The sequence below is a fragment of the Enterobacter sp. HK169 genome, assembly GCF_001719105.1.
Lineage (GTDB): Bacteria > Pseudomonadota > Gammaproteobacteria > Enterobacterales > Enterobacteriaceae > Enterobacter > Enterobacter asburiae_B.
On sequence record NZ_CP017087.1, the window covers coordinates 1556570 to 1571471 of the forward strand.

A 14902-nucleotide genomic window follows, 5' to 3' on the forward strand; every position below is an offset into this window, starting at 1 on the left:
TTAGCGGTCCACATCTGACATAACAAAATCGATACTACCCAGATACACAATCAGGTCAGAGACCAGACTGCCGCGGATGGCGGACGGGATCTGCTGCAGGTGCGCAAAGCTCGGCGTACGCACGCGGGTACGGTAGCTCATGGTGCTGCCGTCACTGGTCAGGTAGTAACTGTTAATACCCTTGGTCGCTTCAATCATCTGGAAGGATTCTTGCGCCGGCATGACCGGACCCCAGGAAACCTGCAAGAAGTGGGTGATCAGGGTTTCGATATGCTGCAGCGTGCGCTCTTTCGGTGGCGGCGTCGTCAGCGGGTGATCCGCCTTGAACGGGCCTTCCGGCATGTTGTTGAGGCACTGCTCAAGGATGCGCAGACTCTGGCGCAGCTCTTCCACTTTCAGCATCACGCGGGTGTAGCAGTCGGAAACACCGCCGCCCACCGGGACTTCAAAGTCGAAGTTCTCGTAGCCAGAGTAAGGACGGGCTTTACGCACGTCGAAATCAATACCGGTCGCACGCAGACCTGCACCTGTCGTACCCCACTCCAGCGCTTCTTTCGCGCCGTAGGCAGCAACGCCCTGGGAACGGCCTTTCAGGATGGTGTTACGCAGTGCGGCTTTCTCGTAAGACGCCAGACGTTTTGGCATCCAGTCGAGGAATTCACGCAACAGACGGTCCCAGCCGCGCGGCAGATCGTGTGCCACACCGCCGATACGGAACCAGGCCGGGTGCATACGGAAACCGGTAATCGCTTCCACCAGATCGTAGATTTTCTGACGGTCGGTAAAGGCGAAGAAGACCGGGGTCATCGCGCCGACGTCCTGAATGAACGTGGAGATGTACAGCAGGTGGCTGTTGATACGGAACAGTTCTGACAGCATGACGCGAATCACGTTCACGCGATCCGGCGTAACGATTCCCGCCAGTTTCTCAACGGCCAGCACGTATGGCATCTCGTTGACGCAGCCGCCGAGGTACTCGATACGGTCGGTATACGGAATGTAGCTGTGCCAGGACTGACGCTCGCCCATCTTCTCAGCACCACGGTGGTGGTAGCCGATGTCAGGCACGCAGTCGACAATCTCTTCGCCATCAAGCTGAAGAATAATACGGAATGCACCGTGCGCAGACGGGTGGTTCGGACCGAGGTTGAGGAACATGAAGTCCTCGTTGTCGGTACCGCGCTTCATGCCCCAGTCTTCCGGCTTGAAGGTCAGCGCTTCCATTTCCAGATCCTGCTTGGCTTTGGTCAGCTCAAACGGATCGAATTCGGTTGCACGTGCCGGGTAGTCTTTACGCAGCGGGTGGCCGGTCCAGGTCTGCGGCATCATGATGCGCGTCAGATGCGGGTGGCCGTCGAAGGTCATGCCGAACATTTCCCAGGTTTCACGCTCATACCAGTTCGCGTTCGGGAAAAGTTTGGTGATCGTCGGCAGATGCATGTCGTTTTCAGACAATGCCACCTTGAGCATGATATCCGTATTACGGTCTATTGAGATCAGGTGGTAGAAAACGGAAAAATCCGCAGCAGGGAGACCCTGGCGGTGGGTACGCAGACGTTCATCCATGCCGTGTAAGTCAAACAGCATGACGTACGGTTTTGGCAATTTCTTAAGGAAATCGACAACTTCCAGCAATTGCTCACGCTTCACCCAAACAACGGGTACCCCGGTGCGGGTAGCCTGAACAGTAAAGGCATCCGGCCCAAAACGGTTGCGCAGTTCGCCAATGACTGGGTCATCCAGATGATCCCGGGTCTGCCAGGCGGCTTCTTGCGCGGTTAAGTCGGTCATATTGTTCACCATTGCAAATGGTCCGTGGTGACTGTTGAGCCTGGCTTCGCGCTATTTGAGTAGTGATATGCGAAGGTGTTCTCCAGGCCTACAGGCGCAAATTAAATTTCGTCAGGCGTACGCAGATTGGTGACGGCAATACGTTCACCACGTTTACGCTCGCGCTCAGACTGCATGTTCGCGCGATACACACCCTGATCGCCAACAACCCACGACAGTGGGCGACGTTCTTTACCAATAGATTCCTGCAGCAGCATCAGCGCCTGCATGTAGGCTTCCGGACGTGGCGGACAACCCGGGATGTACACATCCACTGGGATAAATTTATCTACGCCCTGCACGACGGAATAAATGTCGTACATACCGCCAGAGTTTGCACATGCGCCCATGGAGATAACCCATTTTGGCTCCAGCATCTGGTCATACAGACGCTGAATAACAGGTGCCATCTTGGTAAAGCACGTACCGGCAACCACCATCAGGTCAGCCTGACGCGGGGAAGCACGGAGTACCTCGGCCCCAAAACGCGCAACGTCATGCACCGCAGTGAATGACGTCACCATTTCAACGTAGCAGCAAGAAAGGCCAAAGTTGTAAGGCCAGATGGAGTTCTTACGACCCCAGTTGACCATATCGTGCATGGCATGTTCGAGCTTGCCCATGTACACGCTTTTATTGACTTCTTGCTCCAGGGGGTCGGTTACGATCTCCTGTTTTTGCAGGGGGTAACGGTCATTCTCACCGTTAGGATCTATGCGGGTGAGCGTATAATCCATCTTATTGCCTCGCTGTTACTGCTGACGATTAGAGATACTGTTTTCCGGGTTGATGTGTTCACGACGTGAACGCGCAGGCGTCCAGTCAAGCGCGCCAATACGCACCAGATAAACCAGACCGGCCAGTAGCACTAAAATGAAAATTGCGGCCTCGACAAAGCCCACCCAACCACTTTCGCGGATGGACGTTGACCATGCGAAAAGGTAAAGCGCTTCCACGTCGAAGATGACGAAGAACATGGCTACCAGATAGAACTTGGCAGACAGGCGTAAGCGAGCGGAACCTACTGAATCAATACCTGATTCGAAAGGTGTGTTTTTGTGCCTTGCACGGGCGCGACCGCCCAGGAACCAGCCGCCGACTAACATCAGGCAGCACAGGCCAATGGCTACAATAAGAAAGATTGCGAATGCCCAGTGATGAGCGATGACTTCTGTGGATGTTGACATACTCATTGCTTACTCATCAAAAGTGATACCAACGACACTGCTCTTGCTGGCAGATGGGCATCACATCGATTCATGGGGAGGAACAAATAACCTTACACTAACTGTCAGAAATGAGACGTAGACAGCAAAATGATGGGGTTTTTTACTCCTTTCTATAACCTATTGTCAACTTTAACAAAGGTTTCTTCACATTAAATTACATCGAGCGATTCTCATTAACATTTGGTGCCCTTTAACCCTGGTGGGTGCATGACTTTCCGTCAAATGTATGTTGTTGAATCGTGTCCGTTTCGGAAGTAAAAAAAATAACCCTCCTATTTTGACAGGATTTGCCAACGATTCCTCCCCCCAAATAGGAGTATTTTCTTGATCTGCGACACGCTTTTGTTAATTCAACATGGAAAACGGCAACATATTTCCTGTTTTTTTAACATGAGAGGGATATGGGCGAAGTTAGAACGGAAAACGGACAAGTTTTAAGCAAAAGTATTCAGCTTATTGATAAATAAGAGAGTATCCTGAAAACCCTTGCGCCATAAGCGGGTATTATTGCGTAAAAAAAGCCACTGCATGTGAAAATCACACGAGTGGCTGTTTTTTACACTTACATTTTGTTACCAGAATATTGAGCTATCGATCACTCAAAATCCCCTTCGACGATCAGGGAGTCATCCCCCCCTTCGGAGGTAACGCGCTCGAACTGCCACGGGTTATGGTAGTTTTCCATCGCCTCGAACACCACTTTGGCCAACTCGTTATGGCTGGACGAATTGTGGCAGAGCAGATACTCCGTATCCGGCAGCGCAGGAAGACCGTCGGATTTCCCCAGGACGCGCAGATCGGGGCTCATCATCTCTACCGGACGGGCCGTTACGCCCAGACCGGCCTTCACGGCGGCACGAACCGCTGGCAGCGTGGAAGCCACATACGCCAGACGCCACGGAATGTTGGCCTCATTCAGCGCCGTGAGCACCATATCGCGGAACGGGCTCGGGTCATCCAGCAAGACCAGCGGAACCGGCTCCCCTTTTTGCAGCACGTACTCGGCTGCGCAATACCAGTGCGTAGGTGATGTGCGCAGCGTCAGGCAATCAAACTGCCCGGGACGATGCGTCGTCACCACAAGGTCGACTTTATGCTCATTTAACATCTCAACCATAAAGGCATTACGTTTTACGCTAACGTCCAGCGCAAGCTTCGGATAAACCGAACTAATACGGTTGAGAAGAAACGGCAATATAGTATCCGCTGACTCATCAGATGCGCCTAACGTTAACACCCCTTGAAGGTTGCTAAACATTAATGACATACATGCTTCATCATTAAAGCGAAGAATTTTCCTGGCATAACCCAGTAGCTGAATACCGTGTTCCGTTAAGAGCTTATTACGCCCGTGACGTGCAAAAAGCTCTTTACCAACCAGTTGCTCCAGCCGCTGCATTTGCTGGCTAACGGCGGACTGAGTTCGGCAAACGGCGGCAGCAGCTGCTGCAAAAGTGTTGAGATCGGCGACCGCAACAAACGTTCTCAGCAGATCGAGGTCGAGATTCATTATCGGACGATTTGCATTTATCATATCTATTCACTTTCAGGTTGCTCGTGCGGAGCTGCCCGGGTTGAAGCTGTGTGTAACAGTTAAGCAATTCCCTCTGAAGGTTTTCCCTCGCATCCCGGCCCGGCAGACTGCCTGACAGATAGTTATTGTGCTGCTTTATATCAACAGTCAGAAAGCACGTTTCATGACGTTATTTTTATTCTCTTAAACGTTCAGGATATTTAGATGTTCGCAGGTTTATGTAAATTACATTAAAGGTATAACACCTTTTCTGCCATCTTTATCGCAGCGCTGTCAACGTAGCAGGAGATGTGCGACACATTCCAGCCAGAGATAACTCCAACAATAACAATCAATTAATTCGAAAAGTCAGGGCCAGATATACAAAATTCTTGCATCTGTCCTCTGCTTTCCTGAAAGACATCTTAACCCAAATCCACTTTATTTATAAGTCTTATTGCAATATTGAGGATTAAAGAAGAATGTTAAGCTTCTAAACTAATTTTATTAAAATTAACTAAAGTTGCATTTTATAGGTTAATAATAAATAAATTTTAATTTAGATTAAGACCATTCATTAATGGCACTTAACATTAATTTCACATGAGTAACTTTTAGCCACATTATGCTTTTACAGGAACATGTATCAAGCATTCAGGTTTTACGAAAAGTCACGCCGGGTGATTGCTACCGTTGTCAGGTTCACCACTTATTTTTACCAGCACAATATACAGAATTCTGACAAATGAATAGCACATTTAACCTATCATCGTGCCATGTGCACAACTTTAAGACAGTAAAAAAGCTAACGCACAGCGAAAAAGATTTATCAAAATTTTGCTCCCGGCACAAAATCTTCTACTGCACACCCTTCAAAACGAAGCGAGGGGGGAGTACATTATTCCGTGCTGACTTCCACGGCAGGGAGCGGCAATAATAGCGAAAAGGTTAAAGGTTCATGTCCCCTATCGAAAAATCCAGCAAGCTAGATAACGTCTGTTATGACATCCGCGGCCCGGTTCTGAAAGAGGCAAAACGCCTTGAAGAGGAAGGCAACAAGGTTCTGAAACTCAACATTGGTAACCCTGCGCCATTTGGTTTTGAAGCGCCGGATGAAATTCTGGTTGATGTGATCCGCAACCTTCCAACTGCACAAGGCTATTGCGATTCAAAAGGACTTTACTCCGCACGTAAAGCCATCATGCAGCACTACCAGGCGCGCGGTATGCGTGACGTGACCGTTGAAGATATCTATATCGGCAACGGCGTTTCCGAACTGATCGTGCAGGCGATGCAGGCGCTGCTGAACAGCGGGGACGAAATGCTGGTGCCCGCGCCGGACTATCCGCTGTGGACGGCTGCCGTATCACTGTCGAGCGGGAAAGCCGTGCACTATCTGTGCGACGAGTCCTCCGACTGGTTCCCGGACCTCGATGATATTCGCGCAAAAATCACGCCCCGCACGCGCGGCATCGTGATCATTAACCCGAACAACCCGACGGGTGCAGTGTACTCAAAAGAGCTGCTGATGGAGATCGTCGAGCTCGCCCGCCAGCACAACCTGATCATCTTTGCCGACGAAATTTACGACAAGATCCTGTACGACGCGGCACAGCACCACTCAATCGCTGCGCTGGCACCGGATCTGCTGACCGTCACCTTTAACGGCCTGTCTAAAACCTACCGCGTGGCCGGTTTCCGTCAGGGCTGGATGGTACTGAACGGCCCGAAAAAGCACGCCAAAGGCTATATCGAAGGGCTGGAGATGCTGGCCTCGATGCGTTTATGTGCCAACGTTCCGGCGCAGCACGCGATCCAGACGGCGCTCGGCGGCTATCAGAGCATTAGCGAGTTCATCGTTCCCGGTGGTCGCCTGTATGAACAGCGCAACCGCGCGTGGGAGCTGATCAACGATATCCCTGGCGTTTCCTGCGTGAAGCCGAATGGGGCGCTGTATATGTTCCCGAAAATTGACGCGAAGCGCTTCAATATTCATGACGACCAGAAAATGGTGCTGGATTTCCTGCTTCAGGAAAAAGTGCTGCTGGTTCAGGGGACAGCGTTTAACTGGCCGTGGCCGGATCACGTGCGTATCGTGACGCTGCCGCGCGAAGATGACCTCGAAATGGCCATCAGCCGCTTCGGGCGCTTCCTCTCCGGATACCATCAGTAATCTTAAAATCAGGCTACTTCGGTAGCCTGATTTGCATCTTCCCTCCCCTCCCCGCACAATGAACGCCTGTCGCAATGAAGACAAAAGGTAACCTATGAGTCAGAGTCATTTCTTCGCCCACCTCTCCCGCCTGAAACTCATCAACCGCTGGCCGCTGATGCGCAACGTGCGCACAGAGAACGTGTCAGAGCACAGTCTGCAGGTTGCCATGGTTGCCCATGCGCTGGCCGCCATTAAAAACCGCAAATTCAACGGCCAGGTCAATCCAGAGCGCATCGCCCTGCTGGCGATGTACCACGATGCGTCGGAAGTGCTGACCGGCGACCTGCCCACGCCGGTGAAATATTTCAACTCGCAAATTGCGCAGGAATATAAGGCCATTGAGAAGATTGCCCAGCAAAAGCTGATTGACATGGTGCCGGATGAGTTGCGCGACATTTTTGAGCCGCTCATCGATGAGCATCAGTACACGGAAGATGAAAAGTCGCTGGTCAAGCAGGCCGACGCGCTCTGCGCCTATCTGAAGTGTCTGGAAGAGCTGTCTGCGGGGAATAACGAATTTTTACTGGCGAAAACGCGTCTGGAAAAAACGCTGGAATCTCGCCGCAGCGAAGAGATGGACTATTTTATGCAGGTGTTTGTGCCGAGCTTCCATCTGTCGCTGGATGAGATTAGCCAGGATTCACCTTTGTAATCTGTTGCCCAGCAGCGCTGCGTTTGCGGGGCCTGCGGGTTACAGGCCGGGTAAGGCGCAGCCGCCACCCGGCAAAATTATCAGAACGGGAACAGGACCGGTATCAACACCACGCACACTACCATTACCAGCACGGTGAACGGCACGCCCAGCTTCACGAAATCACTGAACTTATAATTCCCGGGCCCCAGCACCAGCGTATTCACCGGTGAAGAGACTGGCGTCATAAATGCCGCGGAGGCCGCCATTGCGACCATCATCGCAAATGGATACGGCGACACGCCCATGGATTTGGCCATCGCCAGCGCAATCGGCGCCATCAGTACCGCCGTCGCGGTATTGGAGATAAACAGACCGATGGTGGCGCACATGATGAACAGACAGACCAGCATCATGTACGGCCCATACCCGCCGCCAACGTCCATTAAGCCTTTAACAATCAGATCCACCCCGCCGGTTTTTTGCAGCGCCAGGGCAAAAGGCATCATCCCGACAATGAGGATAATGCTCGGCCAGTGAATGGCTTTATAGGCGCTTTCGGCGTCAATGCAGCGGAATTTGCCCATCAGAAGGCAGGCGATAATAGCCGCGACCGGATTGGGAATTTCATCGGTCAGCATCAGCGCCACCATCAGCACCAGACAAAAAATCGCGTGGGGCGCCTGGCTGTGAGCCGGGGAGGCGTCGCTCTCCTCGACAGGCATGTTGAGCACCACAAAATCGCGCCCTTTTTGCCCAAGCTGGCTAATTAGCTTCCAGTTACCAACAACGAGGAAGATATCGCCCAGCAGGATCGGCTCATCCACCACCGCCCCTTCCATCGCTACGCCATCGCGCTTCAGCCCCACGACATTCAGGCCATAGCGGGTTCGGAACCCCATTTCCCGCACGGTTTTGCCCAGCAGTTCCGATTCCGGGATCAGCGATACTTCGGCCATGCCGACATCCAGTGCCTGATCGGAGAAATACTCCCCGCGCAGCACCATCGGTTCCAGCAGCTGCTCGCTGCAAAACTCGCGCAGATCCACGTCCGCGGTCGACATATCAATCAGCAGGACATCCCGCGCGCGGAATTCCGACACCCCGTTGACGTTGACAATCACCCGGCGAAAACGACGCCAGCGCTCAACGCCGATCACGTTCGCGCCATAGCGCTCACGCAGCTTCAGGTCGTCAAGACGCTGTCCCACCATCGGCGAGCCGGGGCGAATAGCCAGACGGCGCGCGCGCCCGGTAAGGCGGTACTCCTTAATCAGATCGCGGAAGGTGCGTCGCTTCCACCCTTCTTTATTTTTGTCCTGTTTTTCACCTTTCAGGGCAAACCGGGTCAGCAGCATGTAGACCACGCCCATCACCAGAATGACCAGCCCAAGCGGGGTGACGCTGAAAAAACTGAAGCCCTGGAATCCTTCCCGGATAAGCTCGCTGTTGACGACCAGGTTCGGCGGCGTTGCCACCAGCGTCATCATGCCGCTGATCAAACCGGCAAAACTCAGGGGCATCATCAGGCGCGACGGCGAGATCTGCATCCGCATGGAGACGCTCAGCACCACCGGGATAAAGATGGCGACCACGCCCGTTGAGCTCATAAACGCCCCCAGCCCGGCGACGGTCACCATCAGGTAGATCAGCATTTTGGTTTCGCTGCTGCCCGCCACCTTCACCAGCCACGACCCCATGATGGTCGCCACGCCGGTACGCACCAGCCCATCACCAATAATAAACAGGGCGGCAATCAGGATAACGTTGGGATCGCTAAACCCGGAAAACGCTTCCGGTAGCGTGAGCGTTCCACTCAGCACAAACGCGACGATGACAAACAAGGCGACGGCGTCCATGCGTACCTTGCCCGTTGCAAAAAGAAGGATGGCGATTAAAAGCAGGCTCAGGACCCAAATCAGTTCACCGTTCACAACATGTCCTTGTCAGTGGGAGATGAGAAATTGTGCCATAAAAAAGCCCCAGCAATGTGGGGCTATATCATGTGATTACATTTTTAGCGAGACGGTTACAACCCCGTCAGAGGCTTTCGAAACAGCCAGCGCCGTCAGGGAATCCAGCACAAAGTCTGCCTCCTCCAGCCGGGAGGATCCCGCCGGAACGTTAACGGCGATAACGTGGCTTCCGGCGTTCAGCCCGGCCAGTACGCCAGCGGCCGCGTCTTCCACCACCACGCACTCTTCAGGGGCGAGGCCCAGCAGTTCAGCGCCCAGTAAAAACGCGTCGGGCTCCGGTTTACCGCGCTTTACGCGCTCCGCCGTGATAAACACTTCTGGCGTCGGCAGACCTGCCGCCTTGTGACGGGCGTGGGCGACGGGAATGGAGCCTGAGGTAACGATAGCCCATGGGATCTGCGCCTCGTTCAGATGCTCAAGCAGCTCGCGCGCGCCCGGTAAGGCTGTGATGCCGTCCGTATCCGTGGCTTCAATATGTTCCAGGTATTTGAACTCCGCCTGAATTTCGTCCTCAGAGCGTCCGGCCAGGAAGTGCCGTAGCGAGGTGATGGCCTGTTTGCCATGGATAAAATTCAGCACGTCCTGATGGTCGATGCCATGTCTGTCAGCCCAATGGCACCAGGAACGCTCCACAACCGGCAGCGAATCCACCAGCGTACCGTCCAGATCAAACAGAAAACCTCTACACTGCACACGCACCTCCGTCAGGCATTAATGATTTGTTGAATTTCGTTGCTGCTTAAATGGTACTGACGCGGGCAGGCGTGCCACGCGCTCAGCATACGCTGATATTTTTCCCACATTGGGGTCTGCGCGTTGAAGCCGTGGGTGCCCGCGTCAAAGTGGGTATAGCGCCCTTCTGTATTCACCATAAAGCGAACATAGCTCAGATAACGCGCTTCCGTTGCGGCATCAAAGCCTAAGAAGGTCACGCGGCGCTCGTCGATGGACTGCTGATCTTTGAGATTCGTCCAGGACACGAGCAGGGCGTGATACATCTCCATAATGTCGATCACGATGCGACAGGTTTCTTCTTTCAGCTCGCCAAACTCGCGGTCCAGTTCACGCATTTGCAAACCAAAACCGCGTTCGACGATGGTTTGCAGGCGGCTGTAGCGCGCAGCGTTATCGGGATCAAGCATAGTCATCATCTTGTACTGGTTGGACAAAATCAGACGTTGAGCATGGGTCATTTCCATCTTTCGACTCCTGTAGCGCATTGCACTTTAAAAAAAAGACACGGTAACTGATTGTTACTGTGCCTTCTTTTCGTCGTCGTTTCGATGATCAATCACAAATCATCGAGAAATGTTTTATCCAGTTGCTTAAAAGCGCGCTTTAACGTGTCCGCCAGCGCCTGGTAGTCCGGCTTGCCTTCGACCGGGGCGAGCGCCTGTCCGGCCTCCTCCAGTTTTCCGCGCACTTCATAAAACCAGTGTAAAATAGAAGGGGGAAGCGGAGTGATGGACCGTTTACCTAACCACCACAGGCCCTGCATCGGCAGGCTTAAGGCGAAGAGCGCCGTCGCGACTGCAGGACCAAGCTGGCCGCCCAACGCAATCTGCCAGCACAGCGTAAAGACAGCGACAGGCGGCATAAAGCGAATCGCATAGCGCGTAGCGCGGATGGTGCGATTCTCAATGAACATTGGCGCAAGGCGCTTTTCCATCGGCCACGTCTTTGCGTAATGCTGTCCCCGACGAAACAGACTAAAGAAATTTACGGACGGGTTCTCTGGTGTCGACATGGCTGTACCTCAACTTCACATATAAAAATTAAAATTTTCGTGCAAAACCACAACAAGCTATGACAACGTTCAAAATATTTTGTCATCTCTACCCCGTATCGGGTATCCTGTGCCAGCCTGATAGGGCCTTAGACGAGAATCATTAACTCGTCAAATTATTGCACATTATGCCATTGGCTGAAAATTGTGCAAAATGGCATAAAATCATAGTTATTTCTTCCATCATGCCACAATGTTCGTTTGGCATGATGTTAATCATAAATGTCTGAGTCCTCATGCGTTACGCTGTTAGACTCACTGACGTTTTTTTAGCCACGTATCAATAATAGGTACTTCCATGTCGAGTAAGTTAGTACTGGTTCTGAACTGCGGTAGCTCCTCACTGAAATTCGCCATCATCGATGCGCTCAACGGTGACGAATACCTCTCTGGTTTGGCCGAATGTTTCCATCTGCCTGAAGCACGTATCAAGTGGAAGATGGACGGCAGCAAACAAGAAGCGGCTTTAGGTGCAGGCGCCGCTCACAGTGAAGCGCTGAACTTTATCGTTAACACTATTCTGGCACAAAAACCAGAACTGTCTGCTCAGCTGACTGCGATTGGTCACCGTATCGTCCACGGCGGCGAAAAATACACCAGCTCCGTCGTGATCGACGAATCTGTGATCCAGGGCATCAAGGACTCTGCGTCCTTCGCACCGCTGCACAACCCGGCTCACCTGATCGGTATCGCTGAAGCGCTGAAATCCTTCCCGAATCTGAAAGACAAAAACGTGGCCGTATTCGACACCGCGTTCCATCAGACCATGCCGGAAGAGTCTTACCTCTATGCCCTGCCATACAGCCTGTACAAAGAACACGGCGTACGTCGCTACGGCGCGCACGGTACCAGCCACTTCTATGTGACTCAGGAAGCCGCAAAAGTTCTGAACAAGCCGGTTGAAGAACTGAACATCATCACCTGCCACCTGGGCAACGGTGGTTCTGTTTCTGCTATCCGCAACGGTAAATGTGTTGATACTTCCATGGGTCTGACCCCGCTGGAAGGTCTGGTGATGGGTACCCGTTCCGGTGACATCGACCCGGCGATCATCTTCCACCTGCACGACACCCTGGGCATGAGCGTTGACCAGATCAACAAAATGCTGACCAAAGAGTCTGGCCTGCTGGGTCTGACCGAAGTCACCAGCGACTGCCGTTACGTTGAAGACAACTACGCAGAGAAAGAAGACGCTAAACGTGCAATGGACGTTTACTGCCACCGTCTGGCGAAGTACATCGGCTCTTACACTGCGCTGATGGACGGTCGTCTGGACGCGGTTATCTTCACCGGTGGTATCGGTGAGAACGCGGCAATGGTTCGTGAACTGTCCCTGGGCAAACTGGGCGTTCTGGGCTTCGACGTTGATCACGAGCGTAACCTGGCTGCCCGCTTCGGCAAGTCTGGCTTCATCAACAAAGAAGGCACCCGCCCTGCTCTCGTTATCCCAACTAACGAAGAACTGGTCATTGCGCAAGACGCGCACCGCCTGACTGCCTGATTCCACACCGCCAGCAATGCTGGCGGTGCTGTTTTGTAACCCGCCCAATTGCGGCGGTAACGAAAGAGGATAAACCGTGTCCCGTACTATTATGCTGATCCCTACCGGAACCAGCGTCGGCCTGACCAGCGTCAGCCTTGGCGTTATCCGTGCTATGGAACGCAAAGGCGTTCGTCTGAGCGTCTTTAAGCCAATCGCCCAGCCACGTGCCGGTGGCGATGCGCCAGACCAGACCACCACTATCGTTCGCAAGAACTCCAATCTGCCAGCGGCTGAACCGCTGAAGATGAGCCACGTTGAGTCTCTGCTGTCCAGCAACCAGAAAGACGTGCTGATGGAAGAGATCATCGCTAACTACCATGCTAACGCGCAAGACGCGGAAGTGGTGCTGGTTGAAGGCCTGGTCCCGACGCGCAAACACCAGTTTGCCCAGTCTCTTAACTTTGAAATCGCGAAAACCCTGAACGCAGAGATCGTTTTCGTGATGTCTCAGGGCACCGACACCCCAGAGCAGCTGAACGAGCGTATCGAACTGACGCGCAGCAGCTTCGGCGGCGCGAAAAATACCAACATCACCGGCGTGATCGTGAACAAGCTGAACGCACCGGTGGATGAGCAGGGACGTACTCGCCCTGACCTGTCCGAGATTTTCGACGACTCTTCCAAAGCGAAAGTCATCAAAGTTGACCCGGCTAAGCTGCAGGAATCCAGCCCTCTGCCAGTACTGGGCGCGGTGCCATGGAGCTTCGATCTGATTGCAACCCGTGCAATCGATATGGCGCGTCACCTGAACGCTACCATCGTTAACGAAGGCGACATCAACACCCGCCGCGTGAAGTCCGTGACCTTCTGTGCGCGCAGCATTCCGCACATGCTGGAACACTTCCGCGCAGGTTCCCTGCTGGTAACCTCCGCAGACCGTCCTGACGTACTGGTTGCCGCCTGCCTGGCCGCGATGAACGGCGTGGAAATCGGTGCGATCCTGCTGACCGGTGCCTACGAGATGGACCCACGCGTCAGCAAGCTGTGCGAACGCGCGTTTGCGACCGGCCTGCCGGTCTTCATGGTGAATACCAACACCTGGCAGACCTCCCTGAGCCTGCAGAGCTTCAACCTGGAAGTGCCGGTTGATGACCACGAGCGTATCGAGAAAGTTCAGGAATACGTTGCGGGCTACATCAACGCAGACTGGATCGAATCCCTGACTGCAACCTCCGAGCGCAGCCGCCGCCTGTCTCCTCCAGCATTCCGTTATCAGCTGACCGAGCTGGCGCGTAAAGCGGGCAAACGCGTTGTTCTGCCAGAAGGCGACGAACCACGTACCGTTAAAGCGGCTGCTATCTGTGCAGAGCGCGGCATCGCGACCTGTGTGCTGCTGGGTAACCCGGATGAGATCACCCGCGTTGCGGCGTCTCAGGGCGTTGAGCTGGGCGCTGGCATCGAAATCGTTGACCCTGAAGTGGTTCGCGAGAGCTACGTTGCTCGTCTGGTTGAGCTGCGTAAGAGCAAGGGCATGACCGAAGCCGTTGCGCGCGAACAGCTGGAAGACAACGTGGTGCTGGGCACGCTGATGCTTGAGCAGGACGAAGTTGACGGTCTGGTTTCCGGTGCGGTTCACACCACGGCGAACACCATCCGTCCACCGCTGCAGCTGATCAAAACCGCGCCAGGCAGCTCTCTGGTTTCTTCCGTGTTCTTCATGCTGCTGCCTGAACAGGTTTACGTTTACGGCGACTGCGCGATCAACCCGGATCCAACCGCAGAACAGCTGGCAGAAATCGCTATCCAGTCCGCGGACTCCGCGATTGCCTTCGGTATCGAACCGCGCGTAGCAATGCTCTCCTACTCCACCGGTACCTCTGGTGCTGGTAGCGACGTAGAGAAAGTACGTGAAGCGACCCGTCTGGCGCAGGAAAAACGTCCTGACCTGATGATCGACGGCCCGCTGCAGTACGACGCCGCCGTGATGGCCGACGTTGCGAAATCCAAAGCGCCGAACTCGCCGGTTGCAGGTCGCGCTACCGTGTTCATCTTCCCGGATCTGAACACCGGTAACACCACCTATAAAGCGGTGCAGCGTTCAGCAGACCTGATCTCCATCGGGCCAATGCTGCAGGGCATGCGCAAACCTGTGAACGACCTGTCTCGTGGCGCGCTGGTTGACGATATCGTCTACACCATCGCGCTGACCGCGATCCAGTCTTCGCAGCAGCAGTAATGT

12 protein-coding genes are annotated in these 14902 nt (G+C 53.7%); 4 read left to right on the top strand and 8 right to left on the bottom strand.

Features of this window, described 5'->3' with window-relative positions:
* From nuoC to lrhA, 4 genes are all read right to left on the bottom strand, one after another.
* The gene (gene nuoC, locus EnteroDNA1_RS07370) at nt 1-1803 is read right to left on the bottom strand and encodes an NADH-quinone oxidoreductase subunit C/D (RefSeq protein ID WP_023312537.1); all 1803 of its coding nucleotides are present in this window, start codon (nt 1801-1803) and stop codon (nt 1-3) included.
* An 89-nt stretch (nt 1804-1892) separates the two neighbouring features.
* Nucleotides 1893-2567: an NADH-quinone oxidoreductase subunit NuoB gene (gene nuoB / locus EnteroDNA1_RS07375; RefSeq protein ID WP_003861482.1), complete on the bottom strand. Its 675-nt coding sequence runs from the start codon at nt 2565-2567 to the stop codon at nt 1893-1895.
* A 15-nt stretch (nt 2568-2582) separates the two neighbouring features.
* Complete coding sequence (gene nuoA, locus EnteroDNA1_RS07380) at nt 2583-3023, bottom strand: NADH-quinone oxidoreductase subunit NuoA (protein ID WP_014171000.1); 441 nt, start codon at nt 3021-3023, stop codon at nt 2583-2585.
* Between the two features lie 631 nt (nt 3024-3654).
* Nucleotides 3655-4593 carry a transcriptional regulator LrhA gene (gene lrhA, locus EnteroDNA1_RS07385; RefSeq protein WP_029741933.1) on the bottom strand — a complete coding sequence of 313 codons (939 nt, stop codon included), beginning with the start codon at nt 4591-4593 and terminating at the stop codon, nt 3655-3657.
* A 937-nt stretch (nt 4594-5530) separates the two neighbouring features.
* On the opposite strand from lrhA, the gene alaA reads away from it, so the two are divergent.
* Both alaA and yfbR read left to right on the top strand, forming a co-directional pair.
* Entirely contained in the window at nt 5531-6745 is a 1215-nt protein-coding gene (gene alaA, locus EnteroDNA1_RS07390; protein ID WP_008500204.1) for an alanine transaminase AlaA, read from the top strand.
* Between the two features lie 94 nt (nt 6746-6839).
* The gene (gene yfbR / locus EnteroDNA1_RS07395; RefSeq protein ID WP_023312539.1) at nt 6840-7439 is read left to right on the top strand and encodes a 5'-deoxynucleotidase; all 600 of its coding nucleotides are present in this window, start codon (nt 6840-6842) and stop codon (nt 7437-7439) included.
* 80 nt (nt 7440-7519) lie between these two features.
* Here the strand turns inward: yfbR and EnteroDNA1_RS07400 are convergent, their stop codons facing one another.
* From EnteroDNA1_RS07400 to yfbV, 4 genes are all read right to left on the bottom strand, one after another.
* On the bottom strand, nt 7520-9352 hold the full coding sequence (locus EnteroDNA1_RS07400; protein ID WP_033146079.1) for an SLC13 family permease: 1833 nt from the start codon (nt 9350-9352) through the stop codon (nt 7520-7522).
* 75 nt (nt 9353-9427) lie between these two features.
* Nucleotides 9428-10087 carry a sugar phosphatase gene (locus tag EnteroDNA1_RS07405; protein ID WP_033146080.1) on the bottom strand — a complete coding sequence of 220 codons (660 nt, stop codon included), beginning with the start codon at nt 10085-10087 and terminating at the stop codon, nt 9428-9430.
* An 11-nt stretch (nt 10088-10098) separates the two neighbouring features.
* The gene (locus EnteroDNA1_RS07410) at nt 10099-10593 is read right to left on the bottom strand and encodes a YfbU family protein (RefSeq protein ID WP_069303118.1); all 495 of its coding nucleotides are present in this window, start codon (nt 10591-10593) and stop codon (nt 10099-10101) included.
* A gap of 92 nt (nt 10594-10685) precedes the next feature.
* Entirely contained in the window at nt 10686-11141 is a 456-nt protein-coding gene (gene yfbV / locus EnteroDNA1_RS07415) for a terminus macrodomain insulation protein YfbV (RefSeq protein WP_023312543.1), read from the bottom strand.
* Nucleotides 11142-11478: 337 nt separating this feature from the next.
* Here yfbV and ackA point away from each other — a divergent pair, with 337 nt between their 5' ends.
* A complete protein-coding gene (gene ackA / locus EnteroDNA1_RS07420; RefSeq protein ID WP_033146081.1) occupies nt 11479-12681 on the top strand; it encodes an acetate kinase in 1203 nt (400 codons plus the stop codon).
* A 76-nt stretch (nt 12682-12757) separates the two neighbouring features.
* Complete coding sequence (gene pta, locus EnteroDNA1_RS07425; RefSeq protein WP_023312545.1) at nt 12758-14899, top strand: phosphate acetyltransferase; 2142 nt, start codon at nt 12758-12760, stop codon at nt 14897-14899.
* Nucleotides 14900-14902: the final 3 nt, after the last annotated feature.

Excerpts from the sequence above, each read along its gene's own strand:
- alaA (WP_008500204.1), top strand. The coding sequence starts at position 5,531 with ATGTCCCCTATCGAAAAATCCAGCAAGCTAGATAACGTCTGTTATGAC.
- nuoB (WP_003861482.1), bottom strand. The coding sequence starts at position 2,567 with ATGGATTATACGCTCACCCGCATAGATCCTAACGGTGAGAATGACCGT.
- lrhA (WP_029741933.1), bottom strand. The coding sequence starts at position 4,593 with ATGATAAATGCAAATCGTCCGATAATGAATCTCGACCTCGATCTGCTG.
- nuoC (WP_023312537.1), bottom strand. The coding sequence starts at position 1,803 with ATGGTGAACAATATGACCGACTTAACCGCGCAAGAAGCCGCCTGGCAG.
- yfbV (WP_023312543.1), bottom strand. The coding sequence starts at position 11,141 with ATGTCGACACCAGAGAACCCGTCCGTAAATTTCTTTAGTCTGTTTCGT.
- ackA (WP_033146081.1), top strand. The coding sequence starts at position 11,479 with ATGTCGAGTAAGTTAGTACTGGTTCTGAACTGCGGTAGCTCCTCACTG.
- nuoA (WP_014171000.1), bottom strand. The coding sequence starts at position 3,023 with ATGAGTATGTCAACATCCACAGAAGTCATCGCTCATCACTGGGCATTC.
- EnteroDNA1_RS07410 (WP_069303118.1), bottom strand. The coding sequence starts at position 10,593 with ATGGAAATGACCCATGCTCAACGTCTGATTTTGTCCAACCAGTACAAG.
- yfbR (WP_023312539.1), top strand. The coding sequence starts at position 6,840 with ATGAGTCAGAGTCATTTCTTCGCCCACCTCTCCCGCCTGAAACTCATC.